25 protein-coding genes are annotated in these 25,134 nt (G+C 66.2%); 7 read left to right on the top strand and 18 right to left on the bottom strand.

Going from position 1 to position 25,134, the window contains the following annotated elements:
- The first annotated feature begins 90 nt into the window (after positions 1 to 90).
- Positions 91 to 1,038, top strand: coding sequence for a 1-phosphofructokinase family hexose kinase (locus tag EYB42_RS09015; protein ID WP_135449775.1), 948 nt, complete (start codon positions 91 to 93; stop codon positions 1,036 to 1,038).
- A gap of 28 nt (positions 1,039 to 1,066) precedes the next feature.
- On the opposite strand, the gene EYB42_RS09010 is transcribed toward EYB42_RS09015, so the two are convergent.
- Together EYB42_RS09010 and EYB42_RS09005 are read right to left on the bottom strand one after the other, a co-directional pair.
- Positions 1,067 to 1,360: a hypothetical protein gene (locus tag EYB42_RS09010; protein ID WP_135449774.1), complete on the bottom strand. Its 294-nt coding sequence runs from the start codon at positions 1,358 to 1,360 to the stop codon at positions 1,067 to 1,069.
- A 75-nt stretch (positions 1,361 to 1,435) separates the two neighbouring features.
- Positions 1,436 to 3,094 carry an NAD+ synthase gene (locus EYB42_RS09005; protein ID WP_135449773.1) on the bottom strand — a complete coding sequence of 553 codons (1,659 nt, stop codon included), beginning with the start codon at positions 3,092 to 3,094 and terminating at the stop codon, positions 1,436 to 1,438.
- A 126-nt stretch (positions 3,095 to 3,220) separates the two neighbouring features.
- On the opposite strand from EYB42_RS09005, the gene EYB42_RS09000 reads away from it, so the two are divergent.
- From EYB42_RS09000 to EYB42_RS08990, 3 genes are all read left to right on the top strand, one after another.
- On the top strand, positions 3,221 to 4,720 hold the full coding sequence (locus EYB42_RS09000; RefSeq protein WP_135449772.1) for an MORN repeat-containing protein: 1,500 nt from the start codon (positions 3,221 to 3,223) through the stop codon (positions 4,718 to 4,720).
- Between the two features lie 110 nt (positions 4,721 to 4,830).
- Positions 4,831 to 5,511, top strand: a complete 681-nt coding sequence (locus EYB42_RS08995) for a ferredoxin (RefSeq protein WP_240784052.1) — start codon at positions 4,831 to 4,833, stop codon at positions 5,509 to 5,511.
- The gene (locus tag EYB42_RS08990; protein WP_135449771.1) at positions 5,508 to 6,011 is read left to right on the top strand and encodes a SixA phosphatase family protein; all 504 of its coding nucleotides are present in this window, start codon (positions 5,508 to 5,510) and stop codon (positions 6,009 to 6,011) included. Before EYB42_RS08995 ends, EYB42_RS08990 begins: the two co-directional genes overlap by 4 nt.
- Positions 6,012 to 6,024: 13 nt before the next feature.
- Here EYB42_RS08990 and hemE read toward each other — a convergent pair whose 3' ends face one another.
- Positions 6,025 to 7,053 (bottom strand): uroporphyrinogen decarboxylase, encoded by a 1,029-nt coding sequence (gene hemE, locus EYB42_RS08985; RefSeq protein WP_135449770.1) that lies wholly within the window; start codon positions 7,051 to 7,053, stop codon positions 6,025 to 6,027.
- A gap of 92 nt (positions 7,054 to 7,145) precedes the next feature.
- Here hemE and hemC point away from each other — a divergent pair, with 92 nt between their 5' ends.
- Together hemC and EYB42_RS08975 are read left to right on the top strand one after the other, a co-directional pair.
- A complete protein-coding gene (hemC, locus tag EYB42_RS08980; protein WP_135449769.1) occupies positions 7,146 to 8,084 on the top strand; it encodes a hydroxymethylbilane synthase in 939 nt (312 codons plus the stop codon).
- Between the two features lie 108 nt (positions 8,085 to 8,192).
- Entirely contained in the window at positions 8,193 to 8,918 is a 726-nt protein-coding gene (locus tag EYB42_RS08975) for a BUD32 family EKC/KEOPS complex subunit (protein WP_135449768.1), read from the top strand.
- A 22-nt stretch (positions 8,919 to 8,940) separates the two neighbouring features.
- Here EYB42_RS08975 and EYB42_RS08970 read toward each other — a convergent pair whose 3' ends face one another.
- On the bottom strand, positions 8,941 to 11,454 hold the full coding sequence (locus EYB42_RS08970) for an ABC transporter permease (RefSeq protein WP_135449767.1): 2,514 nt from the start codon (positions 11,452 to 11,454) through the stop codon (positions 8,941 to 8,943).
- On the bottom strand, positions 11,451 to 12,146 hold the full coding sequence (locus tag EYB42_RS08965) for an ABC transporter ATP-binding protein (RefSeq protein ID WP_240784050.1): 696 nt from the start codon (positions 12,144 to 12,146) through the stop codon (positions 11,451 to 11,453). Before EYB42_RS08965 ends, EYB42_RS08970 begins: the two co-directional genes overlap by 4 nt.
- A gap of 67 nt (positions 12,147 to 12,213) precedes the next feature.
- On the opposite strand from EYB42_RS08965, the gene EYB42_RS08960 reads away from it, so the two are divergent.
- Positions 12,214 to 12,843, top strand: a complete 630-nt coding sequence (locus EYB42_RS08960) for an arylesterase (RefSeq protein WP_240784048.1) — start codon at positions 12,214 to 12,216, stop codon at positions 12,841 to 12,843.
- Between the two features lie 39 nt (positions 12,844 to 12,882).
- Here EYB42_RS08960 and EYB42_RS08955 read toward each other — a convergent pair whose 3' ends face one another.
- The 13 genes from EYB42_RS08955 to rplQ form a co-directional block, all read right to left on the bottom strand.
- Positions 12,883 to 13,251, bottom strand: a complete 369-nt coding sequence (locus tag EYB42_RS08955) for a hypothetical protein (protein WP_135449765.1) — start codon at positions 13,249 to 13,251, stop codon at positions 12,883 to 12,885.
- A gap of 2 nt (positions 13,252 to 13,253) precedes the next feature.
- Complete coding sequence (locus tag EYB42_RS08950) at positions 13,254 to 14,003, bottom strand: amino acid ABC transporter ATP-binding protein (protein WP_167850976.1); 750 nt, start codon at positions 14,001 to 14,003, stop codon at positions 13,254 to 13,256.
- Positions 14,004 to 14,030: 27 nt separating this feature from the next.
- The gene (locus EYB42_RS08945) at positions 14,031 to 15,443 is read right to left on the bottom strand and encodes an amino acid ABC transporter permease (RefSeq protein WP_135449763.1); all 1,413 of its coding nucleotides are present in this window, start codon (positions 15,441 to 15,443) and stop codon (positions 14,031 to 14,033) included.
- Between the two features lie 30 nt (positions 15,444 to 15,473).
- Positions 15,474 to 16,751, bottom strand: coding sequence for an amino acid ABC transporter permease (locus EYB42_RS08940; protein WP_135449762.1), 1,278 nt, complete (start codon positions 16,749 to 16,751; stop codon positions 15,474 to 15,476).
- Positions 16,752 to 16,879: 128 nt separating this feature from the next.
- The gene (locus tag EYB42_RS08935) at positions 16,880 to 17,896 is read right to left on the bottom strand and encodes an amino acid ABC transporter substrate-binding protein (protein WP_135449761.1); all 1,017 of its coding nucleotides are present in this window, start codon (positions 17,894 to 17,896) and stop codon (positions 16,880 to 16,882) included.
- 237 nt (positions 17,897 to 18,133) lie between these two features.
- Positions 18,134 to 18,841: an ATP12 family chaperone protein gene (locus EYB42_RS08930; RefSeq protein WP_135449760.1), complete on the bottom strand. Its 708-nt coding sequence runs from the start codon at positions 18,839 to 18,841 to the stop codon at positions 18,134 to 18,136.
- Positions 18,838 to 19,881 carry an RluA family pseudouridine synthase gene (locus tag EYB42_RS08925; protein WP_135449759.1) on the bottom strand — a complete coding sequence of 348 codons (1,044 nt, stop codon included), beginning with the start codon at positions 19,879 to 19,881 and terminating at the stop codon, positions 18,838 to 18,840. The genes EYB42_RS08930 and EYB42_RS08925 overlap by 4 nt, the downstream gene beginning before the upstream one ends.
- Positions 19,878 to 20,252 (bottom strand): fluoride efflux transporter CrcB, encoded by a 375-nt coding sequence (crcB, locus tag EYB42_RS08920; protein ID WP_135449758.1) that lies wholly within the window; start codon positions 20,250 to 20,252, stop codon positions 19,878 to 19,880. The genes EYB42_RS08925 and crcB overlap by 4 nt, the downstream gene beginning before the upstream one ends.
- A 112-nt stretch (positions 20,253 to 20,364) precedes the next feature.
- Complete coding sequence (locus EYB42_RS08915; protein ID WP_135449757.1) at positions 20,365 to 21,675, bottom strand: replication-associated recombination protein A; 1,311 nt, start codon at positions 21,673 to 21,675, stop codon at positions 20,365 to 20,367.
- A gap of 30 nt (positions 21,676 to 21,705) precedes the next feature.
- The gene (locus EYB42_RS08910) at positions 21,706 to 23,085 is read right to left on the bottom strand and encodes a trypsin-like peptidase domain-containing protein (RefSeq protein WP_135449756.1); all 1,380 of its coding nucleotides are present in this window, start codon (positions 23,083 to 23,085) and stop codon (positions 21,706 to 21,708) included.
- 121 nt (positions 23,086 to 23,206) lie between these two features.
- Positions 23,207 to 23,794 (bottom strand): acyl-homoserine-lactone synthase, encoded by a 588-nt coding sequence (locus EYB42_RS08905; protein WP_135449755.1) that lies wholly within the window; start codon positions 23,792 to 23,794, stop codon positions 23,207 to 23,209.
- A gap of 52 nt (positions 23,795 to 23,846) precedes the next feature.
- Entirely contained in the window at positions 23,847 to 24,458 is a 612-nt protein-coding gene (locus tag EYB42_RS08900; RefSeq protein WP_135449754.1) for a helix-turn-helix transcriptional regulator, read from the bottom strand.
- 175 nt (positions 24,459 to 24,633) lie between these two features.
- A complete protein-coding gene (rplQ, locus tag EYB42_RS08895) occupies positions 24,634 to 25,044 on the bottom strand; it encodes a 50S ribosomal protein L17 (protein ID WP_135449753.1) in 411 nt (136 codons plus the stop codon).
- Positions 25,045 to 25,134 lie beyond the last annotated feature (90 nt).

Raw genomic sequence — 25,134 nt, 5'->3', positions numbered from 1 at the left:
GGCGCACTGCCACCCCCGGCATGGCCTGCCGGGGGCGGTTCCATTTCGCTGTGAAGGGTTTATGATAGCGGTAACACGAACAGGTGCCGCATGACCCAAGCCCCGATCCTGACCCTGACGCTGAACCCCGCGCTCGACATGGCGACCGAGGTGCACGAGCTGATTCCCGGACAGAAGCTGCGCTGCACCGAGCCCTTGCTCGATCCCGGCGGCGGGGGGCTGAACGTCAGCCGGGCGATCAAGGCGCTGGGGGGCGACAGCCTGGCGCTGGTGGCCATCGGCGGGCTGACGGGCGACCGGCTGGCCGGTCTGATCCGGGCGGAAGGCGTGACGTTCCTATCGATCCTCGGCCCCGGCGAGACGCGGCAATCGCTGACCGTGAACGAGGTCACCACCGGCCGGCAATACCGCTTCATGCTCCCGGGCCCGGTCTGGGGCGAGGCCGAACGCGCCCGCGTGTTCACCCTGTTGCGCGCCACGGCACGGCCGGGCGGGATCTCCGTGATCTCGGGCAGCCAGCCCCCCGGCGTGCCGGTCGATTTCCCGGCACAGCTTGCGGCCTCCATGCCGGACAGCCGTGTGGTGCTGGATACATCCGGCGCGACCCTGACCGAGGCGGTGCGCCACCCGATTCCGGGGCTGGAAGTCCTTCGCATGGATGGACCAGAGGGAGAGGAACTGGCCGGCAAGTCCCTTCCCAGGGTAGAGGACACCGCCGATTTCGCGCAATCTCTGGTCGGGAAGGGCGTGGCACGGACCGTCATCATCGCCCGCGGCGCCGAGGGCAACGTGCTTGCCGACGCCAATCAGAGGCTGTTCGGCAAGGCTGCCAAGGTCAGGGTGAAATCGACCGTAGGCGCCGGCGACAGTTTCGTCGCCGCTTTCGTCCTGTCGCTGGCACGCGGCCAGTCCAATGCCGAGGCGCTGGCCCTGGGGTCCGCAGCCGCTTCTGCCGCGGTGATGACCGATGCAACCCAGCTTTGCCGGCCCGAGGACGTGATGCGCCTCTTGCCCGAATGCACGGTGACAGCGGTCTGAGAGGTTCATGCCGCACTGGGGCCGAAGTTCAGCCGTTCCAGCGCAGAAATCCCGCCACTGGTTCGCCGATGAGCCGCACCTTGGCCTCCAGCCCCATCCGCGCCAACCAGTCCAGCATCGCGGCAGTTGCAGGGCCGAAGAGCAGCACCTCCTCCAGATCGGCCGAAGCTCTCGGCGCCGCAGCCTCGGACCAGCTCGTGACCAGATCGTGGTGGCCGATCCAGGCCCCGGGGTCGGCATAAGTTACCACGGCGCGACCTTCGGCCCGGCCGGAGCAGAAGAACCGGCAGGCCAGAATGCCGGGGTGGCCTTCGTCACACACCCTGGCCGCCAGCGCCGCGGCCGCAGCGCGGAACGCCCCCGCGTCGCGCAGGCATAACGGTTGACCGCGACCAGTTCAGCCATCGTCCCGCCAGCGGTTGGTGATCGGATAGCGGCGGTCCAGCCAGAAGGCCTTCTGCGTCAGCCGCACCCCCGGCGCCGACTGGAACCGCTTGTATTCCGCAAGGTAAAGCAAGTGCTCCACCTTCTTCACCGTCTCACGCTCGAAGCCAAGGGCGATGATCTCGGCCACCGACATCTCCTTTTCCACCAGACATTCCAGAATCGCGTCCAGCACCTCGTAGGGTGGCAGGCTGTCCTGGTCGGTCTGGTTGGCGCGCAGTTCGGCGCTGGGGGGTTTCTCGATGATGCGCTGCGGGATCACGACGCCTGCCGGCCCCTTCATCCAGGGTCGGTGGTTTTCGTTGCGCCAGCGCGCGGTCAGGAACATGCGGGTCTTGTACATGTCCTTGACCGGGTTGTAGCCGCCGTTCATGTCGCCGTAGATCGTGCAGTAGCCCACCGCTATTTCCGACTTGTTGCCGGTGGTCAGCAACATCTCGCCGAACTTGTTTGACAGCGCCATGAGCAACAGCCCACGCAGGCGGGATTGGATGTTTTCCTCGGTGATGCCGGGCTCCGTGCCGGCGAAGAGCGGGGCCAGCGCCTCTCCCACGGCGGCTTGCGCGCCGGTGATCGGCACCGTGTCCAGCCGGCAACCCAAAGCCTTCGCCGCCGCCGCCGCATCCTCCAGCGAATGGGCACTGGTGAATTCGCTGGGCAGCATGACGCAGCGCACGTTTTCCGGCCCCAGCGCATCCACTGCCATGGCCGCGACGATGGCGCTGTCGATCCCGCCCGACAAGCCCAGCAGCGCCTTGCGGAACCCGGTCTTGCGCATGTAGTCGCCCAGGCCCATGACGCAGGCGCGATAATCCGCCTCGCCGATCGGCGGGATCTCGGCGATCTCGCCCGGATCGGCGCGCCAGCCTTCGGGGGTGCGGCGAAAGACGACCGTGATCTCGCATTCGTCGAACTGCGGCAGCTGCGCCATCAGCCGTCCGCCGGGGTTCAGCACCATTGAAGACCCGTCGAACACCTGATCATCCTGCCCGCCCACCATGTTCAGATAGACCAGCGGCAGGCCGGTCTCGACCACGCGGGCCACCATCAGGTTCAGCCGCAGGTTCGGCTTGCCACGATGATAGGGCGACCCATTGGGCACCAGCAGGATCTCTGCCCCTGTCTCTGCCAGGGTCTCGGCCACGTCGGGGTGCCAGGCATCCTCGCAGATCGGGGTGCCGATGCGCAGACCATTCACCACATAGGGCCCGTGCACGTCGGCCGAGGCGAAGACCCGCTTTTCGTCGAACACCGAGTCATTCGGCAGATGATGCTTCAGGACGCGCGCCTGCACCTTGCCGCCGTGAAGCACATAATAGCCGTTGTAAAGCTTTCCGCCCGCCCGCACCGGCCCGCCGATGCCCAGCGCCGGGCCATCGGCACAGTCGGCGGCAAGCCGTTCGACCGCCGCGATTGCCGCCGTCACGAACGCCGGCTTCAGGATCAGGTCCTGGGTCTGGTAGCCGGTCACGAACATCTCGGTCAGCGCGACCATGTCGGCGCCGTCGGCGCGCCCCGCCTCCCATGCGGCCTTCGCCCGCGCCGCATTTCCGGCGATGTCCCCCACCACCGGATTCAACTGCGCAAGTCTCAGTCGGAAGGTATCGGTCATCGCGGGCCCCCATCGGTCACATTCCTTCTACCAGACTGATGGCCAAGGGAAAGCCGAACCGCCCCAAGCTTGTCACACCGCAGCTGCCCCCTTACCTTCGCAGCCTGACCCTGGGGGGATTCGCCCATGCGCCTGCCGATTGCCGCCTTTCTTGCCCTGATCGCGCTGCCCGCCCTTGCGCAGGATGGCGAGATCATCACCAAGCAGTATGACGACGGCTCGGTCTACGAGGGCACGTTCCTCAATGGCCGCCAGCACGGCACCGGCACCTACCGGCTGCCCTCGGGCTTCGAATATACCGGCGACTGGATCGAGGGCGAGATCACCGGCCAGGGCGTCGCGCGCTATCCCAACGGCTCGGTCTACGAGGGCAGCTTCCTGAACGGCCAGCCCGACGGCAAGGGCAAGATCACCGCCCCGGATGGCCGCACCTATGAAGGTGACTGGGTCAATGGCCAGATGACCGGGCAGGGTGTGGCGACCTATGCCAACGGGTCGGTCTATACGGGCACCTTCACCCGCGGCCAGCACAACGGGCGGGGCACGTTGACCAACCCCTCGGGCTATACCTACGAAGGCCAGTGGGTCATGGGCGTCAAGGAAGGCACTGGCAGGATCACCTACCCGGACGGCACGGTCTACGAAGGCACGCTGGTGCAGGGCCAGCGGTCCGGCCACGGGAAGCTGACCATGCCGGATGGCCTGGTCTATGAGGGCGACTGGGCCAATGGGCAGATCAACGGCCAAGGCAAGCTGACCCAGCCAAACGGCGACGTCTACGAAGGGGCCTTCGTCAACGGTCAGCGCCAGGGCCAGGGCCGGATGGTGCACAAGAACGGGGACATCTATTCGGGCAGCTGGTTGGCCGACCGCCGCCATGGCAAGGGCACCTTCACCGCCGCAGACGGTTTCACCTACGAAGGCACCTGGGTCGAAGGGCGGATGGAGGGCACCGGCACCATCACCTATCCTGACGGATCGGTCTATGTCGGCGCGATGCAGGCCGACCAGCCGCATGGCCAGGGCGCGATCACCTATCCCGACGGGTCCACCTACCAGGGCGAATGGCAGCGCGGGATGATCACTGGCCAGGGACGCGCCATGTATGCGGATGGCCGCGTCTACGAAGGCAGCTTCGTCAATGCCCTGCCGCATGGCACCGGTACGATGACGCAGCCGGACGGTTACCGCTACGAAGGCGACTGGGTGGACGGGCAGCGCGAAGGAATCGGCGCTGCGGTCTACCCTGACGGCAGCCTTTACAAGGGCACGTTCAGGGCGGGCCTGCGCCACGGCGAGGGCGAGTTCTCTACCCCGGACGGCTTTCGCTATGTCGGCGAATGGGTCGCCGGCCAGATCGAAGGGCAGGGAACGGCGACGTATCCTTCAGGCGACGTCTATGTTGGCCAGTTCCGCGCCGGAATCCGTGAAGGACAGGGCAAGCTGACCTATGCCAGCGGCCAGGTCGCCGAAGGTATCTGGCAGAACGGCATCCTGACCGCCCCGCCCGAGACGCCCGCAGACGCCGCGCCTGCGGATGTCCCCTCGAACGATGGCGCCCCGACCGGGGCACAGACGGACAATCCGCCCCCTTTGACCGAATCTCCTGTCACGTCCACGCCCTGACCTGCACTTGCCCAAGCGGCGTCTGATGGCCCGGACCGTTCCCGGAACCCTGACCCGTCACACCCGTTTCGGGCCTTGCGTTCGCCCTGCCCTGCCCCATTCTGACCCCCATGCACCCCCCCACTTCACACCCCGATACCCTGGCGCTGGCCAAAATCGTTGCCCATCTTGCCCCCCATCGGCTGGAGGTGCTGGGCGGCTTCGGCGTGCAGACTGATGAACCAGGCCTTCCCCCCGGAACGCGCACGCTTCTGCTTCTCGGACCGTCCGAACCCGGCTTCTGGGCGCACCTGACTGCCCAGCCGGAATGGCAGGACGGAACACCCGACCCGGTGGACCGGTGGTCACGCCGTGTCATCGGCAAGCTCGCCTGTGACCTGGGGGCCAAGGCCCTGTTTCCCTTTGGCGGGCCGCCCTGGCACCCGTTCTACAGCTGGGCCCTGCGCTCGGGCAGGGTGTGGGAAAGCCCCGTGCGCCTTCTGGTCCATGCCACCCAGGGGCTGATGGTCAGTTTTCGCGGCGCCTTGGCACTGAAGCACGCGGTCGGGCTTCCCCCTGCCGTCCCGCGGCCCTGCGACAACTGTTCCGCCCCCTGCACCACGGCCTGCCCGCCTGGCGCGCTGACCACGGCTGGCTACGACCTGCCGTCATGCCACGCCTTCCTCGACCGGCCCGAGGGCCGGGACTGCATGTCCGGCGGCTGTCTGGTGCGCCGCGCTTGCCCGCTGTCGCAGACCTATGCAAGACTGCCTGAACAGTCGGCCTATCACATGGGGCAGTTTCACAGATGAAGCGGTTGATCCTGACGCGGCACGCGAAATCCTCATGGGACGACCCGCTCATGCCCGACCATGACAGACCGCTGAACGAAAGGGGCAAGGCGGCTGCCGCCGATCTGGGCCAATGGCTGGCCAGCCGGGGCTATGTGCCAGACGAGGTGCTTTGCTCTGACGCGGTCCGCACGCGCAAGACGTTCTCCGGGATTGCACCCGCCCTGCCCGGTGCTCCGGTGCTGGAGCTGAAGCCGGCTCTCTACCACGCCGGCCCGGATGTGATGATGGCGGTCCTGCGCCATGCAAAGGGTGACACCGTGATGATGATCGGGCACAACCCCGGCATCGCAGAGTTCGCCGCGCGACTGGTCGCCCATCCGCCCCACAGCGCCGATTTCGCCCGATACCCGACCGGCGCGACGCTGGTCGTCGATTTCGACGTGGCTGACTGGTCCCAGGTCACCTTCGGCAGTGGAACGGCGGTCGATTTCATCGTCCCGCGCGAGATCGCGGCCTGATCTGTCCCGGGTGTCAGCCCCCGCGCACGGTGTCGATCATCAGCTGCACATTGTCGGGGCTGGCATCCGGCGTGATGCCGTGACCCAGGTTGAAGATGTGCGGCCCCTTCGAGAAGGCCTTGACCACATGCCGGGTGGCCGCGACCAGGGCGGCACCCCCGGTCACCATGTGTTCGGGGGCAAGGTTGCCCTGCACGCAGCCGTCGATCTGCACGTTCGCCGCCGCCCATTCCGGGCTGACGGAATTGTCAAGCGCCACACAGTCGGCCCCGGTACGATGTGCAAAGCCGATATAGCCCTGCCCAGCCTCGCGCGGGAAAGCGATAACGGGAATGCCGGGATGGCGGGCCTTCAGTGCGGCTATGATGCGCGCCACGGGGGCCTCGGCGAAATCGCGGAAGTCCTGGCCTTTCAGGCTGCCAGCCCAGCTGTCGAACAGTTTCACCACCTCGGCCCCGGCCTCGATCTGGGCCGAGAGATATTCGACGGTTGCCTCGGCGATCCGGTCGATCAGCGCCTGGAAGGTGGCGCGGTCCGTATCCTTCAGCCGGTGCGCGGCGGCCTGGTCCTTCGAGCCCCTGCCCGCGATCATGTAGGTCGCCACCGTCCATGGCGCCCCGGCAAAGCCGATCAGCGTCGTCTCTTTCGGCAGTTCGCGCGACAGGATGCGGACGGTTTCATAGACAGGTGCCAGCGTCTCGTGGATCGCCTCTGCCGGCTTCAGGTTGGCGATCTGGCCGGGGGTGGTGGTCGTTTCCATTCGCGGCCCCTCGCCCGTCTCGAACCATAGCTTCGGGCCCAGCGCCTGCGGCAAAAGCAGGATGTCGGCGAACAGGATCGCCGCATCGAAGCCAAAGCGGCGGATCGGTTGCAACGTCACCTCGGCCGCCAGTTCGGGCGTGTAGCACAGCGTCAGGAAGTCGCCGGCCTTGGCCCGCGTTTCGCGGTATTCCGGCAGATAGCGCCCCGCCTGGCGCATCATCCAGATCGGCGGGGTGGGCAGCACTTCACCGCCGAGAGCGCGCAGGATCGTCTTGGTCATCGCTGGTCCTTTCGTGACGGCCCATGGGTCCGATGCCGGGGCGGGCTTGTCAAGAGTTGTCACCCCGGCCTGACACGGCTATGCCTTGGCCCATGCGCGATGATCTGCCCACCCCCGCCCGCCCCCTGAAGATCGGAACCCGAGGCTCGCCCTTGGCACTATGGCAGGCGCATGAGACCCGGCGCTGTCTGATGGCGGCCTTTGCCCTGCCAGAGGCGGCCTTCGAGATCGTGGTGATCAAGGTCACGGGCGACCAGATCCAGGACAAGGCGCTGCGCGAGATCGGCGGCAAGGGTCTGTTCACCCGCGAGATCGAAGAGGCTCTGCTGGACGGCACCATCGACATCGCGGTGCATTCGATGAAGGACATGCCGACCGTCCAGCCCGAGGGCCTGATCCTGGATTGCTACCTGCCGCGCGCCGACGTGCGCGATGCCTTCGTCTCGCCGCGCTACGGCTCCATCGCCGAACTGCCGCAGGGGGCGACCGTCGGCTCGTCTTCTCTGCGGCGGCGGGCACAGCTGGCGCTGCGGCGGCCGGACCTGCAGCTGGTGGAGTTCCGCGGCAACGTGCAGACCCGGATGCGCAAGCTGGAAGACGGTGTGGCGGATGCGACCTTCCTGGCCATGGCGGGGCTGACGCGACTGGGAATGCTGGAAGTGGCGCGTTCGGCCATCGCACCGGAAGAAATGCTGCCAGCTGTCGCCCAGGGTGCGATAGGTGTCGAACGGCGTCTGGCCGACGACCGGGTGGCAGCGATGCTGGCAGCAATCCACGATCGAGCCACCGGGCTGCGGCTGTCGGCGGAACGCAGCTTTCTTGCCCGGCTTGACGGATCCTGCGAAACACCGATTGCCGGGCTGGCGGTGATCGAGGGGGCCGAAATCTGGCTGCGGGGCGAAATCCTGCGGCCGGATGGGGCGGCCTCGGTGACGGGTGAAAGGCGCGGACCGGTGGCGCAAGGGGACGGCATCGGCAAGAGCCTGGCCGAGGATCTGCTGAACCGCGCCGGGCCGGGATTCTTCGGCTAGGGGCCGGTCACGCCGCCCGTGCGGGGGGCTTCGCCGGGTCGGCCCGTCTTACAATTCCTTTGCAAAAGGATTACATTCGGCGCCGCAGCAACCGGATGGACCCGAACCTTGAGTGACATCGACCTGGACAGGGCGGTCAGCGCGGCCCTCTCTGCTCCGCTTCGCCGGGTGCGACGGCTGGACCTGCCGGATGGTCGCCGTTTCTGGCTGAAGCGGGTAGAGCGGTTGTCGGGCCTGTTGCGTCTGCAGAAGGGCGATCCGGGCAAGGCCTTCGCGGCCGAGCGCGAAGGCCTGCGGGTGCTGGGCGCGGCTGGTCTGCCGGTGGCCGGCATCGTGGCCGAGGGGCCGGGCTGGATTCTGATGCCGGATGCAGGACCCTCCCTGCCCGAGGTGGTAGCGGATGCCGCACGGGATGACGCAGCACGGCTGGCTGCCTTTCGCCAAGCCGGGCGAGCGTTGGGCGATCTGCACTGGGCCGGCCAGGTCCATGGACGCCCGGCAGTGCGCGACATCTGCTGGGATGGACGCACCGCCCGCTTCATCGACCTTGAACGGTTCCGGCCTGGGCGGCGTGGCGGCCTGTGGCAGGCCATGGATCTGGTGATGTTCGTGCAGACCTGCTTCACGCTTTGGCCCGACGACACGCGCTGGCTGGACGCGGCGCTGGGGGCTTATGCCGTCAACGCCCCGCCGGAGGCCCTGGCCCAGGCTGCACGGCTCGCCCGGTGGCTGACGCCGCTTGGCTTCCTTGCGGGGGCGCTGGCCCGTCTGAAGTCGGGCAACCGGGAACTGCGCGCGGTGGGGCTGACCCTTTCACGGCTGCGCCGCACCTAGAGGGCCGTCTTCGCCGCGAATGCTAATCCTGTGCGCGCAGCGTCCGGGCCGGGCGCGCTGACAGCGGGCGCAACGAAAACATCAGACCTGCAACCAGCGTCGCAACGACCCCGCCCAGCACGATGCCGATGGCCGACAGCGGTTCGAACCGATAGGCACTGTCCATCACGAAGGTCATGACGCCCCAACCGGCAAGACCGCCGGCAAGGACCGCCACCGCACCCGCCGCACCGCCCATCAGCGCCGAACGCAGCGCAAAACTGGCAAGGATCTTGCGCCGGGTCGCGCCTATGGTCTTCAGTATGGCCGCTTCGTAGATCCGCGCCCGTTCACCCGCCGCAGCCGCGCCGATCAGCACGACAAAGCCGGTGAGCAAGGTTCCCGCAGCTGCCCAGGCCGTCGCTGTGGCGATGGCCGACAAAGCCTCGGTCACGCGGTCCACTGCCTCGCGGATGCGGATCGCGGTGATGTTGGGCCAGGTCTTGGTCACCTCGCGCAGGATCGCCGCCTCGGCCTCGGGCGGGGCATAGACGGTGGCGATATGAGTATGCGGCGCCCCGGCCAGCGCCGAGGGGTTCAGCGTCATCACGAAACCCATGCCCGCGTTCGAGAAATCGACCTCGCGGAACGAGGTGACCGTCGCGGTGAGGTCGCGGCCAAGGATGTTGACCGTCATCGTGTCGCCAAGCTTCAGGCCGATCTCCTCGGCCTCTTCGGCGGCAAAGCTGATCTGCGGCTCGCCCGCATAATCCTCGGGCCAGAAGCTGCCGGCGGTGATGCGGGTCTTTTCGCCGGGCACCGCAGCATAGGTGATGCCACGGTCGCCGCGTACCACCCAGTGGTCGCCCGCGACCTGTCGCGCCGGGCGACCGTTGATCTGGGTGATGACCCCGCGCAGCATCGGGGCGGTCTCAACCTCCGAGACGGCAGGGTTGGCGCGGACCATCGTCAGGAACGGGTCGATCTGGTCGGGCTGGATGTCGATGAAGAAGAAGGCGGGGGCCCGGGTCGGCAGGTCGGTGGCGATGGCCGAGCGCAGGTTCCAGTCGATCTGGCCCACGGCGGCCAGAACCGAAAGGCCAAGGCCCAGCGACAGCACCACCGGCGTCGCATCCGACCTCGGCGCACCGGTCGCGGCAAGGGCGGCGCGGGTTGCGGGGCGGCCATGGGTCAGGCGGGTTCTGGCCAGTCGCCGCGCGGCCTTGCGCAACACAAGCGCGGCCAGCGCCAGGATCGCCAGCGCGCCGACGATGCCGCCGGCGGCGCCCAGGGCAAGTTCGGGAATGCCCGACAGCCAGGTCGCACTGCCGACCAGCATCAGCGCCAGCGCTGCAAGGGCCGCCAGATAGCGTTTGCGAGGCCAGGCACGGGTGCCGTCGCCGCCGCGATACAGTGCGGCAGGCCGGATGCTTTCGGTGCGGGCCAGCGGCAGAAGGGTGAAGATCAGGGCCGAAAGCGCGCCATAGAACGCGGCCTCGCCCAGCGCCAAGGGGGCAAGACGGATATCGGCCGGGAAAGGCAGGGATGCCTCGATCAGCGGTGCCGCAAGCACCGGAGCCAAGGCGCCCAGCGCCACCCCGATCAGGATGCCAAGGCCCGCCAGCAGCGCAGTCTGCCACAGGTAGGTGCGGAAGATCAGCCCGCCCTCGGCACCCAAGGTCTTCAGCGTGGCGATGGTCTCGGTCTTGCCATCCAGATAGCTGCGGATTGCGGCCGAGATACCGACACCGCCCACCGCCAGCCCGGCCAGCCCCACGAGCACCAGAAAGCTGCCGATCCGGTCGACAAAGGTCTCGATCCCCGGTGCGGCGCGGCGACTGTCTGTCCAGCGCATGCCCTTGTCGCGGAAGGTGGTTTCCGCCTCGCGCTTCAGCGCGGCCAGATCGGCGCCGGGCGGCAGCAGCAGGCGATAGCGTGTCTCATACATCGAGCCCGAGGCCAGAAGGCCCGAATTCGCCAGGTCCGCGCTGTGCACCACCGTACGCGGCCCCAGGGTAATCCCGGTCGAGGCGCTGTCGGGTTCGCGGGTCAGCGCCGCGGTCAGTCGGAACTCCTGCGTGCCCAGCCGGAACCTGTCGCCGATCGCAAGGTCCAGCCGGTCGATCAGCACCGGGTCCATGATCGCGCCGGGCAGGCCGTCCTGCGAGGCCAGAGCCTGAGCCACTGGGATCGGCGGGTCGAGAACGGCCGCACCGGTCAGCGGCCAGGCCCCATCCACCGCCTTGACCTGGGTCAGCGCCTGGTCGCCCTCGGTCAGGACCATCGAGCGGAAGTCGTAGACCTCGGAGACCGTGGTTGCCACCCGCTGCATCCAGGCGCGTTCCTCGGTGTCCGCGACGCGGTAGGTGAAGCGCATCTCGGCGTCGCCGCCCAGGATCACGGCGCCCTGGTCGGTCAGCCCCTGCTGGATGCCCGCACGCAGGGTTCCGACGGCGGCGATGGCCGCGACGCCAAGGGCAAGGCAGGCAAGAAATACGCGAAAGCCGCGCAGGCCGCCGCGCAGTTCCCGTCGGGCGATGGTCAGGGCAAGGGTCATTCCGCAGCCTTCGCCATGGCGTCGGGCGCAAGCCGGCCATCGACCAGCCGGATCACCCGGTCGCAGCGCGCCGCCAGCTCCGGGGCATGGGTCACCAGCACCAGCGTTGCCCCGTGCCGGTCACGCAGGCCGAACAGCAGGTTCATGATCGCCTGCCCGTTCACCCCGTCCAGATTGCCGGTCGGCTCATCCGCCAGCAGGATCGCGGGGCGCGGTACGGCGGCACGGGCCAGAGCGACGCGCTGCTGCTCTCCGCCGGACATCTGGCTGGGATAGTGGTGCATGCGGGTGCCCAGACCCACTGCTGCCAGTTCCGCCTCGGCCCGCGCGAAGGGATCGGCCGCGCCCGCCAGTTCAAGGGGCAGGGCCACATTCTCCAGCGCCGTCATCGTCGGAATGAGGTGGAAGGATTGAAACACCACCCCCATATTCCCCCTGCGGAACCGGGCGAGCGCGTCTTCGTCCATCGCGGTCAGGTCCTGCCCCAAGGCCAGCACCCTGCCGCCGGTGGCGCGTTCCAGCCCGCCCATGAGCATGAGGAGCGACGACTTGCCCGAACCCGACGGCCCGATGAGCCCCACCGTTTCCCCCCGGTCCACCCGCAGGCTTATCCCCTTCAGGATCTCGACCGGCCCGGCATTTCCGGCCAGCGTAAGCCGGGCATCGGTCAGGTCGAGGACGGGGTCGGTCATCGGGCAGATCCTTCGGATAGGTTCAGCACTGGGATATGGCGCGCTCCGCAGGGTCCGCAATGCTGCGGTGGCGATATTTGCACTGTCAAGTTCAGCCTGGGCCGAACCGGTCACGATCGTGGCACTGGGCGACAGTCTTACGGCCGGCTATGGTCTGGCGGATCAGTCGCAGGGTCTGGTGCCGCAGCTGGAGGGCTGGCTGAAGGCGCGCGGGCATGACGTGGTGGTGCAGAATGCCGGAGTTTCCGGGGATACCACTGCGGGTGGGCTGGCGCGGATCGACTGGGCGCTGGGGCCGGATGCCGACGCGCTGGTGGTAACGCTGGGCGGCAACGACCTGTTGCGCGGGATCGACCCGGCCGAAGCGCGGCGCAATCTGGAGGGCATCCTGAAGGAAGCACAGGCGCGCGACCTGCCGGTCCTGCTGGTCGGCATGAAGGCCGGGGCAAATTTCGGGCCGGACTACAAGGCGGCGTTCGACGGAATCTATGGTGATCTGGCGGCAGACTACGACGCGGTTCTGGCCGAGGATTTCTTTGCCGGTCTGCGTGCTGCGGGGGCCGATCCGTCCGATCCCGCCTCGCTGGCAGCCTTCATGCAGCCTGACGGCATCCACCCCAACCCCGAGGGCGTGAAGCTGATCGTCGAGGGGCTGGGGCCGAAGGTAGAGGAATTGCTGGCGCGGGTCGCCGGCTAGCGGCTGCCCGTCCGTGACTTCGTCACACGTCGCGCGGGGTCACCCGACGACAACACCTAGTCGAACCGGGTGCCGCCCGCTATCGGTCATGCAAAGCTTGGTCTTGTCGCTGGCCCAGCAGGCGCCCACCAGCACAACGGGGCCGATCAGGATATCGGCCGGTTGGCCCGCTGTGCCGCCGTTCCAGTAGGCTGTGCCCAGCCCCCCGCCGGTCGAGGCGACGCGGGCAGCAATCGACCCATCCGGCGAGGAGATGGCGAAGGCCTTTGACGGCTCTCTTTCGGACCCCAGACAGGGGCCGACCAGAACATCATGGCGGTCCATCTGGAAGATGCATTCCGCGTTGGTCTCGGCCAGCGCCGGTACGGCCAGGCTTGCCCCCAGCACCGCCAGAGACAGAAGCCGCATGATCAGTGGCCCAGGATCTGGCTGAGGAACAGCTTCGTCCGCTCGCTCTGCGGGTTGTTGAAGAACTCTTTCGGCTCGTTCTGCTCGACGATCTGGCCCTGGTCCATGAAGATGACCCGGTTCGCCACCGCCTGGGCAAAGCCCATCTCATGCGTGACGCAGAGCATGGTCATCCCCTCTTCCGCAAGCTCGATCATCGTGTCCAGGACTTCCTTGATCATCTCGGGGTCAAGCGCGCTGGTCGGCTCGTCGAACAGCATGATCCGCGGCCGCATGCACAGGCTGCGCGCGATGGCCACGCGCTGCTGCTGACCGCCGGACAACTGGCCGGGATACTTGTGCGCCTGTTCCGGGATCTTCACCTTGCGCAGGAAGTGCATCGCCGTTTCCTCGGCTTCCTTCTTCGGCACCTTGCGCACCCAGATCGGCGCCAGCGTGCAGTTTTCCAGGATCGTCAGGTGCGGGAACAGGTTGAAGTGCTGGAACACCATGCCGACCTCGGAGCGCACCTTGTCGATGTTCTTCAGGTCGTTGGTCAGTTCCGTCCCGTCCACGATGATCTGGCCCTGCTGGTGTTCCTCCAGCCGGTTGATGCAGCGGATCAGCGTGGACTTGCCCGACCCCGAGGGGCCGCAGATCACGATGCGTTCACCCCGGTTCACCGTCATGTTGATGTCGCGCAGGACGTGGAACTGCCCGTACCACTTGTTCATGCCCCGGATCTGGATCGCGACCTCGTCCGAGACCTGCATTTTCGATGCTTCTGCCATGATGTGCCCCTAGCGGTGGTCGGTCTTGAGCTTCTGTTCGAGATACATCGAATATCGCGACATGCCGAAGCAGAAGACGAAGAAAATGGCACCGACAAAGATGTAGGGCTCCCAGTAGATGCCCTTCCAGTTGATGTCGGCGCGGACGATTTGCGTCACGCCCTTCAGCGGGTCCATCAGTCCGACGAAGGCGACCAGCGTGGTGTCCTTGAACAGGCCTATGAAGGTGGACACGATCGAGGGGATCGAGATCTTCAATGCCTGCGGCAGAATGATCAGCCGCTGCGCCCGCCAGTAGTCGAGGCCCAGCGCATCCGCCGCCTCATACTGACCGCGCGGCAGGGCGGCGAGACCGCCCCGGATCACCTCGGCCAGATAGGCGGCGGCGAAGAAGGTCACCAGGATGATGACGCGCAGGATGATGTCGAAGTTCGTCCCCGGCGGCAGGAAGTACTGCAACAGAAGCGAGGCGGTGAACAGAAGCGTGATCAGCGGCACGCCGCGGATGAACTCGATGAAGCCCACCGACAGGGTCTTGACGATCAGCATGTCCGACTGGCGGCCAAGGGCGAGAAGGATGCCGATTGGCAAGGAGAAGCTGATGCCGGTGACCCCGATCACGATGGCCAGCAAGAACCCCCCGAACCGGTCGGAGTTGATGGCATCGATGCCGAAGGGAAGCGCAGATTGCAGGAAGCTGGCAATCGGAACATCGAGGTAGAGCCACCAAAGCACCGCTGCCACGACCCCGGCCCCCGCCGCCGGCGCGAGGCCGATCAACGGCGAAGCCAGGCGGAAAACCGCATAAAGCACGGCGAAGCCCGCCATTGCCACGATGGGCGACCAGATCGACCCGCCCCAGAGCAGCCAGTAGCACAGCGGCGGATAGATCAGGGTGAACCACAGGACCTTGCCGGGCGCGATCTGGCTGACCGCGACCAGCACGACGGCCAAGGCCAGCGACAGCACCAGCGCCACGACCGGGGTCTCGGCCAGCCATAGCGTCACCGCCAGGAAGACTGTGACCGAGCCCAGAACGATCAGCAGGTTCCGCTTCTCGCCCGAGAACAGCACCGGCGCAAGCGCCGCGAACAGCAGGCCGAAAGCCAGCACCGGCCGCCAGTATTCCGACGGCGGGTAGAAGCCGAAGATGAACTGGTGCCAGCGTTCGCGGATCATCGCCCAGCAGGCGCCCGTCGCGCCCTCGCCGGCCCTTGCCGCCACGATCTCGCGGCACTCACCCAGCGACGAGGCATTCCAGACCGAGTTCAGCCACCAGGGCAGCGAGGCCGAGACCAGCCACCAGACGATCAGCACGCCCAGCACGGTCAGCGCGATGTTCAGAGGCGAAGAGAACAGGTTCTCGCGCGCCCATTTCACGACCCCCCGTTCACCGACCGGCGGCGGAAGGGGGGGAAGCATTTCTTTCCGGGTGAAGCTTACCGACATGGCTCAGCGCGCCTTCAGCTGGACGGACTTGTTGTAGATGTTCATGACGGCCGAGATCATCAGGCTGATCGACAGGTAGATCAGCATCATCAAGAGCATGCACTCCAGCTCGCGTCCTGTCTGGTTCAGGGTGATCCCGCCCAGCGTTCCGCGAAGGTCAAGGTAGCTGACGGCGATGCCCAGCGAGGTGTTCTTGGTCAGGTTCAGGAACTGGCTGATCAAGGGCGGAATGATGACCCGCAGCGCCTGCGGCAGGATGATCAGGCTCATCGTGCGGTTCGGGCGCAGGCCGAGGGCGAAGGCGGCCTCGGTCTGGCCCCGGCTGATCGCCAGGATGCCTGCCCGCACGATCTCGGCGATGAAGGCCGCGGTATAGAGGGACAGCGCGATCAGAAGCGCAGTGAAGCTGTGCGCCACCAGGATGCCGCCCTGGAAGTTGAAGCCCTTAAGCTCCGGGATCTCCAGATGCAGGCCAAGGGCGAACTTCAGCGCGATCACCGGGCCGAACAGGATCAGAAGCGACTTCCACCATGTCACGGGGCGGTCGCCCGTCGCCTCCTGCACCGCCTTGGCATGGGCCAGCAACCGGCGGTTGGCCCAGACCGAGGCGATGATGACCACGATGAAGGCCAGAAGGTTCAGGCTGACCGGCAGGAAACCGATCTGGATCGACCCGAGGCTGCGGTCGAACAGCGGCGCGGGAATGTTGGTGCCCCGGTTGGTGACGGCCACGGTGTCGAACAGGATCATCGAGGCCTTGGGCTCCTCGCCCGCCGCGATCATCTCGTCCGTGACGCGGAAATCGCGTGGCTGGGGCGTCGTCTCGGACAGGATGACGTAGGACAACAGGATCCACAGCAGCAGGGGCACGTTGCGGAACACCTCGACATAGACCGTCATCAGCCGCCCGATCAGCCAGTTGTTCGACAGTCGCAGCACGCCGATGATGACGCCCAGGATCGTGGCGAAGACACAGCCCCAGAAGGCCACGACCAGCGTGTTGACCAGCCCGACGAGCAACGCACGGAAATGGGTGTCGTCATTGGTGTAGGGGATCAGCTGCTGGCCGATATCGTAGCCGGCACGCTGCCACAGGAAGGCGAAGTTGAATTCCTTGCCCCGGACCGCAAGATTTTCGACCGTGTTGTTCAGCAGCCAGGCGACAGCCATGGCGAAAAGCAGAAGCACGACGATCTGAATCGTGTACGACCGGTAGCGCGTGTCATAGACGAGCATCGATAGCCGAAAGGTTTCCTTCGGCGCGTCCGTGGCCATTGCCATGGCTTCCCCCTGTTGCCCGCAGACGGCCCCGGTTCGTCCGGTGGCGGCGGGGTCTTCGGCCCCTGGTCTGTCGGGTTGTCGTTTGCAGCAAGGTGGGGGCGCCGGTCAGGCGCCCCCGGGGTCCGGGATCAACGGAACGGGGCCGCGTATTGCAGGCCGCCCTGGGTCCACAGCGCGTTCAGGCCGCGGGCCAGGTTGATCGTGGTGCCTTCGCCGATGTTGCGGGCAAAGACCTCGCCATAGTTGCCGACCGCTGCGATGGCGTTCTTGAACGCATCGTTCGACAGGCCGAACTTGGCGCCCATGTCACCGGTCACGCCCAGCAGGCGCTTCACTTCCTCGTCCGAGGTCGAGGCCGCAACCTCATTGACGTTGGCCGAGGTGATGCCCTTCTCTTCAGCGATCAGCAGCGCGAAATAGGTCCAGCGGACCACATCGCCCCAGTTGTTGTCGCCGTGGCGGACGACCGGTCCCAGCGGTTCCTTCGAGATGACTTCCGGCAGGATCACATGGTTTTCCGCATCCGGCATGGTCGCACGGCTGGCAGCCAGGCCCGAGACGTCGGTGGTGTAGGCATCGCAGGCGCCGGCCAGATACTGACGCTGCGCTTCGGAATCGTCCTGCACCGTGACGGGCTGATAGCTGATGTTGTTCTGTTTGAAGAAATCGGCCAGGTTCAGTTCGGTCGTGGTGCCGGTCTGGATGCAGACGGTCGCGCCATCCAGTTCCTTGGCCGAGGAAACGCCCAGATCCTTCTTCACCATGAAGCCCTGGCCGTCATAGTAGTTCACGGCCACGAAGTCGAAGGCCAGTTCGCTGTCGCGGGTCGCCGTCCAGGTCGAGTTGCGGACCAGAAGATCGACTTCGCCTGACTGCAGCGCAGTAAAGCGGGTTTCGCCGGTGGTCGGGACGAACTTGACCTTCGAGGCATCGCCCAACACCGCCGCCGCCACGGCGCGGCACAGGTCCACGTCGAAGCCGGCCCAGTTGCCGTTCGCATCCGGCGCGCCAAAGCCGGTCAGGCCGGTGTTCGACCCGCAGATCAGCTCGCCACGCGCCTTCACGTCTTCAAGGGTGCCGGCCATGGCAAGGCCCGCAGCCATCGTGGTGGCCGCGAGCGTGCCGAAGAACACGGATTTTTTCATTCTTACCTCTTCCTGAGTAAGCGACCGTTCGCGGGCCGCGTTTTATGGTGCCCCACGATCCCTCGCGGCGGCGAAACTGTTGGAGGTGAGCCTCTCCCAGTGCCGGCCAGTTTCATAGAAAGCGGTTTGAAAGGTCAAGCGGCTCGGGTCAGAAACAGGAAAAACGCATGATTTCGGTGGCTTGCGCGGGCCATTCGACCTGTGCAAACCGGCCTGCCCAGGATTTGGGCAAACTTGTTACCCGCACAATCCGAAGAATCGCTCGGCGCGCAGGAAGTCGGCCTTCTTCTGCGCGGCGATTTCAGCTGCCTCTTCGTCCTCGCCCCACTCGGCGATCTGCCAATCCTCGTCGATCCGGGAAAGCGTCCAGGCCTCTTCCGCCGCCAGACGCCCGCGGGCAAGGGCAAGCGCGATGACCAGCGAGCCCGAGAGTGCGACAAGGTCATGGAATGCCGCCAGCTGGAACGGCGTCAGGGCCCTGACCGCCCGGTGCAAGGCGGCAAGGCTTGCATCGGCCTGCGGCCGGTGCATCACCCCGGCAGTCGCAACCAGCGGGGCGGCAAGCTCGTCGGCGGCCCAGCCTAGCAGGGGATCCCAGCATTCGGCCTGTCGCGCGGCAAGGCCCGCGGGCCGCTCGGCGCGATAGCAGATCAGGTCCGACCCGCCGTATTCCGCCAGCATGGCCGCCACCGCATCGAACTGCGGCGCGACCTTGTCGATTGCCGAATTGGCCATCCGGGTAAAAGGCATCCGCGCAGGTTCGACCTTGCCCTCCACCGCCTGCCATTCGGCACCGATCTCGCGCGCCAGCGCCTCGGTCGGCAAGACCAGCGGCGCCTTGAGCGGCGTGCGCACCGGCCTGCCGTCCAGATGCACGGTGAAGCCACCGTCGGCCGACGCGACGCCGACAGCAGTCCAGAAGCGGCGCGGGGTCCAGACGCTCACCTGATCACCTCGAACGGGTCGGCGGGGACATCGTCCTCTTTCCAGTCCAGAAGTTTCCAGGTGCGCGCCATGTGGTCGGGCAACGGCGCGGTGAAGGTCATCAGCTTCTTCGTGACCGGATGTTCGATGGTAAGACTGCGCGCATGCAGGTGCAGCTTCTTCGACAACTCTCCCCCGACCCCGGCACCCCAGCCGTCACCCAGGTTCTCGGACTGGCTGCCACCGTATTTCGTGTCGCCAAGAATCGGATGGCCGATCTCGGCCATGTGGGCACGCAGCTGGTGGGTGCGGCCCGTGACCGGCTCCAGCGCCATCCACGAAAGGCGGTTCCCAAGGAACCAGAGCGTGAAATAGTCGGTATGGGCGCGCTTGGCCTCGGGGTGGTCAGCCATCTTCGCCGGATGGACGCAGAGCATCTTCTCGCCCTCGCCCCCCCTGCCCCGGCCTGGCGCCTTTTCAAGCGCGAACTTGATCGAACCCTGCCGGGGGTTCGGAACGCCGGCGACGACGGCCCAGTAGATCTTGCGCGCATTGCGGTGACGCAGCGCCTCGGACAGGGCGCGGGCCACCCGATCGGTCCGGGCAAGCATTAGGATACCCGAGGTGTCCTTGTCCAGCCGGTGAACCAGCTTCGGCTTTTCCTTGTAACCGAATTTCAGCGCCTCGGCCAAAGCGTCCACATGCCGCTCGCCCTGCCCGCTGCCGCCTTGCGACGGCAGGCCCGGGGGCTTGTTCAGGACGATCAGATGCTCGTCCCTGTAAAGGACCGCGGCCTGGATCATCTTCGCATCCGCCGCGCTGATACCCTGCGGGCGCGGGTCCGGCGGCGGTCCGGCGGGCGGCAGCGGGGGCACGCGCACGACCTGGCCCGGCGCCACGCGGTCCGAGGCCTTGACCCGCCCCTTGTCCACCCGCAATTGCCCGGTGCGGCACATCTTCTCGACCGCGCCTTGCGTCAGATGTGGAAAGCGGCGGCGCAACCACTTGTCCAGGCGCTGCGCGCCCTCGTCCTCGGTCACGGTCAGGAACTGGACGCTCATGCCAGCGCCCTCGCCACGGCAAGGCCGGCGACGATGGCCGACAATGACAGGACGACCGACACCACAACATAGGCCAGGGCAAGTTCGTGCTGGCCGCGTTCCCACAGGCTAAGGGTGTCCAGCGAGAAGGCTGAAAAGGTTGTGAACCCCCCAAGAATGCCGGTCATCAGAAAGGGCGCGAACTGATTGCCGCCCTTGCGCGCAAGCACGACGACCAGAACCCCCATCAGGAAAGAGCCGATGACGTTCACGATGACCGTGGCATAGGGAAAGCCTGGCCCGATCCAGCGCATCGTGCCGACGTTGGTCAGATAGCGCAAGCTTGCGCCGATGGCGCCGCCAAGGGCGACCTGGATCAGGTTGTGGAACATGCGCCCCCTTTGCGTCGCGGCGGCCGGATTGTCAATCTGGCAAGGAAGTTCCGGAAAATTCCTGCGCCACGGCTGAAACGCCGATAAATGGCGCGCGGTGCGGCGATCGGCGCTATCCCTGCTGCCGTTTTGCCCGCAGCTTTGCGAAATAGTCCACGCGCTTCTTCAGCTCGCGCTCGAAACCGCGTTCGGGCGGCAGATACCAGACCGGCCGCTTCATGCCTTCGGGGAAGTAGTTCTGGCCAGAGAACCCATCCTCGGCATCATGGTCATAGGCATAGCCCGCGCCATAGCCCTGATCCTTCATCATGCGGGTCGGCGCGTTCAGGATGTGCTTCGGCGGCATCAGGCTGCCGGTGTCCCGTGCCGCCGCGCGGGCGGCCTTGTAGGCGACATAGACCGCGTTCGACTTGGGAGCCAGCGCCAGATAGACCACCGCCTGCGCCAGCGCGAGTTCGCCTTCCGGGCTGCCCAGCCGCTCATAGGTCTGCCAGCTGTCCAGACACACCGCCTGTGCCTGTGGGTCGGCCAGCCCGATGTCCTCAACCGCCATGCGGGTGATGCGGCGGGCAAGGAAGCGGGGATCCTCGCCCCCCTCCAGCATGCGCGCGAACCAGTACAACGCGGCATCCGGGTCGCTGCCGCGGACCGATTTGTGCAGGGCCGAGATCAGGTTGTAATGTTCGTCGCCCGACTTGTCGTATTTCGCCGCCCGCCGCATCAGTCGTTGCGCCAGCTGCTCACGGTCAAGCGGCATGTCCACCTTCCAGGCAGCGACCTGTTCGATCAGGTTCAGCAGCCCCCGCCCGTCGCCATCGGCCATTTCCAGCAAAGCCTCGCGCGCATCGCCCCTCAACGGCAGGGGGCGTCCAAGCTCTTTCTCGGCCCGTTGTGCCAGGCGCTCCAGATCGGACAGGGAAAGACGTTCCAGCACGATCACCTGAGCGCGGGACAGAAGCGCCGCATTCAGCTCGAAGCTGGGGTTTTCCGTGGTGGCCCCGACAAGCAGGATCGTGCCGTCTTCCATATGTGGCAGGAAGCTGTCTTGCTGCGCCTTGTTGAACCGATGGATCTCGTCCACGAACAGAAGGGTGCCCTGGCCATTCTGGCGGCGCAGCTTCGCGGCCTCGAACACCTTGCGCAGCTCTGGCACCCCGGTGAAGATCGCGCTGATCTGGACGAAATGCAGGTCGGTTTCATCGGCCAGCAGGCGGGCGATGGTCGTCTTGCCCACCCCGGGCGGCCCCCAGAGGATGAGTGAGGACAGTGATCCTGCGGCCAGCATCGCCCCCAGGGGACCGTCACGGGACAGAACCTTTTCCTGTCCGATCACCTCGGCCAACGCCTTCGGCCGCAAGCGATCGGCCAGCGGGCGCGGGCCACTGTCAGGACGGGTGGAGGGCATGTCGAAAAGGTCGGCCATCCCGCCACCTTACCCGGGCGCGAAGCCGGACTAAAGCCGGAAGCGCAGGCGCAGGGGCTGGCCCTGGCGGATCAGGTCAATCTGCCAGCGGCGCGTGGCTTCGCGGGCCAGATCCAGCGCATCGGCAGGGGTGGTGACCCCATACCCGTTGATCCCGACCAGGATGTCGCCCGGCTGCAGGCCGACCTCGCGGGCAAAATCGCGGACCCCAAGCACCACCACCCCGGTCGCATCCAGCGGCAGGTTCATTTCGGCGATCACGGCCGGGTTGATCCGCGCCAGCGTTGCCCCGCGCAGGATCACATCCTCGGTCACGGTCAGCGTATCCCGCGGCGGATCTTCGGGCGCAGGCGCGAGGGTCACCTCGGCCTCGACCTGCGCGCCGTCATGGACATAGGTTACCGGCTGCGGACCGGGGCCCAGCACGGCAAGACGATACATGAACTCCTGCGGCGTGTTCACCGGCGCCCGGCCGAGCGACAGCACGACATCACCGTCCATCAGACCTGCCGCGGCAAAGGGACTTTGCGGGTGAAGCCGGGTAATCATCACTCCAAGCGGCCGGTCCAGCCCCAGGGCCTCGGCCAGCGAGCCATCGACCTCTTGCGCCTGCATGCCCGCCCAGGGGCGGGTGAACCGCTTCGCTCCCGCCTCGGCCTGGGCCACCACCACCGCGACCAGGTTTGACGGCACGGCAAAGCCGATCCCGTTCGACCCGCCGTCCTTGGTCAGGATAGCGGTGTTGATCCCCACCAGCCGCCCCGCCATGTCGACCAGTGCGCCGCCGGAATTGCCGGGGTTGATCGGCGCATCGGTCTGCACGAAATAGCCGGTGCCGTCGCCCACCTGCAGGGCCGACCGCGCCAGCCCCGAGATGATGCCGGAACTGACTGTCTGGCCCACGCCGAAGGGATTGCCGATCGCCAGCACCAGATCGCCGACCTGAAGCGCGTCGCTGTCGCCGATGGCCAGCGCCGGCAGCGGCTCGTCGGCCTGCACCTTCAGCACGGCCAGATCGCTTTGCGGATCGTCCAGCAGCACCTGTGCCGCGTATTCCCGGCGGTCGGCCAGCACCACGCGGATGTCGGTAGCGTCTGCCACGACATGATGGTTCGAAACCACGATGCCGTCGGCCGAGACGATGACACCCGAACCCAGCGAGTTTTCCACTCGTGCCGGCCCTCCCATGCCCTGGAAGAACTGGTCGAAGAAGGGGTCACCTGCAAAGGGATTGCTGCGGTCCTGCACCAGCTGGCGGGCGTAGATGTTCACCACGGCCGGCGCGCTTGATCGCGCAACGGGCGCAAAGGACAGGGCAATCCCGGCACGATCCGTTGGCACCACCGTCTCGGTGGCGCCGGGAACGGCGATCGCCAGGGTCAGAAGCAGGGCTGACAGCATGCGGATCATGGCACGGACCTTCCGGTCACGACAGCGCGCTTCTGCACCCTTTCGGGGCTGCAGGGCTTGGGTTTTGCAGCGTTCCGTCGGCGGCGCGGCAGAGACGGGCGGTGCAAGCGCATGACACGTCCTAGTGCAGCTTCGTGGCCATGCTGATCGTCACGCAGACCGACCGGGTTCCGCCCGCATCGAAAACCGGACCGCAGGGTATGCAGTCAAGGCCAACCCGGCGCGCAAGACGCGGCGAATGTTCCGGGATGATACCCAGAAGCGTCGTGGCCCCCAACGCACGGGCCGAGATCACCATCTCGTGGATCAGCTGCATCTGCACCCGCAGACGATCGGCCGCGGGCACATCGTTCGACACGAAGACGCGGCTGGATTCCCAGATGTGCGGATCGACGGGTGCTTCGAAATTCATCAGATCCCGCGGGATGGTTTCAAGCAGCCCACGCTGCGCATCCCGGATCATGTAGGTATATATGCCGCATTTGTGGGTGGTCGGCGTCAGCCGGACCCCGGCCAGAACCTCGCCATCCTTGTGGACGCAAACCCAGCGGCTGGCCGGCGTGTCATACTGGTCGAACTCCATCCCGTTCGCTTCGGGAAGATCCCACCGGTTGTTCTGGATGAAGGTCCGGTGCCTTGCCCGGAACATGTTGGCGAACAGCTCGCCGTGGTTGTGCAGGTTGTCGTAGGACAACGTGATCGCTTGCATTTCCGTCTCTCCTTCTTCTGGTTCAAGAACCCTTCGAAGGGGACGGCACCCGTCACAGCAGCCGATATTCCCGTGCCTTCCGGATCGCCTCCGATGTGGTGCGGGCCTCCAGACGGACCTTCGCCGACTGAAGCCGCGCCTTGAAGGCACTTTCCGTAATGCCAAGCTTTTCCGCCGCCGCTGCGTGCCTGTCCCCGTTGGCAAGACATTGCAGCGCCTCGATCTGCGCTTTCGTCAGTTCGGAGGGCGGCTTTGCCTCGATATGCAGCTTGATCGTCAACTCTTTCAGACGTGCAAGTTCATCGTCGTCGAACTCCCGATCCGACCGGCTGATGCCGACGATCGAACGCGAGGTGATCGGTCCGTAGGAAGATACAGCGCCGAACTTCAGGCCATGCGCGGCAGCCTTCTTCATCACGCCGAAAGGATCGGGAAGCGGGATCGAGCTCCATCGCGTGGTGCCCTCGACGCCCACGCCCCAGAACACAAGGGGGTCGCGGAGATAGTAGGAGTGGCTGTTGTAATGTTCGACCCAGGCAGGAGGATAGGAGCTCTTGTAGATCAGCGGAGTTGCAAAACGGATGTGCAGCCCGACCGTGTAGCCCATCGGGGCAAGCTGATCGAGCTGCTCAAGCAGCATGGTGATGGCCTTCCGCTCGGACATGTCGCGCCACGAACCCAACTCGCACGATTCTACCGTGAATTGATCTTGTCCCCTCGCAGCTTCAGTTCAAGCTGTATTGCAGGATTGCGGTCAAAAAGGGGCGAATTTCATGAGCTTGCAGCAAAAAGGCCCGCATCGCTGCGGGCCTTTCGGGTGGATTCGGGCTGCGGGGCTATCAGCTCTCGGCAGCCTCTTCCCGGGCGCGATCGGCTGCACCCTTGGCCGTGGTGTCGCGATCGACGAACTCGATGATCGCCATCGGCGCCATGTCGCCATAGCGGAAGCCAGCCTTCAGGATGCGGACATACCCCCCCTGACGGTCCTTGTAGCGGGGCGCCAGAACGTCAAACAGACGGGAAACGTGCATGTCCTGCTTCAGCTGTGCCGCAGCCTGCCTGCGGGCATGCAGATCGCCGCGCTTGGCCAGCGTGATCAGCTTCTCGATGATCGGACGAAGCTCCTTGGCCTTGGGCAGGGTGGTCTTGATCTGCTCGTGCTCGATCAGCGAGCCGGCCATGTTGGCGAACAGCGCCTTGCGGTGTTCGTGAGTGCGGTTCAGGCGGCGATAGCCGCGGGCGTGACGCATGACGGTCTCCTATGGTCGCGTTTTGCTTTGTGTTGCCGCCCGTGCGTTGCGGGCGGCGTCGTTGGGGCGGCTTGCCCATGGTTTCCCCGG

It is taken from the genome of Tabrizicola caldifontis (assembly GCF_004762095.1).
Lineage (GTDB): Bacteria > Pseudomonadota > Alphaproteobacteria > Rhodobacterales > Rhodobacteraceae > Tabrizicola > Tabrizicola caldifontis.
This window is presented reverse-complemented; position numbering and strand designations above follow the sequence as displayed.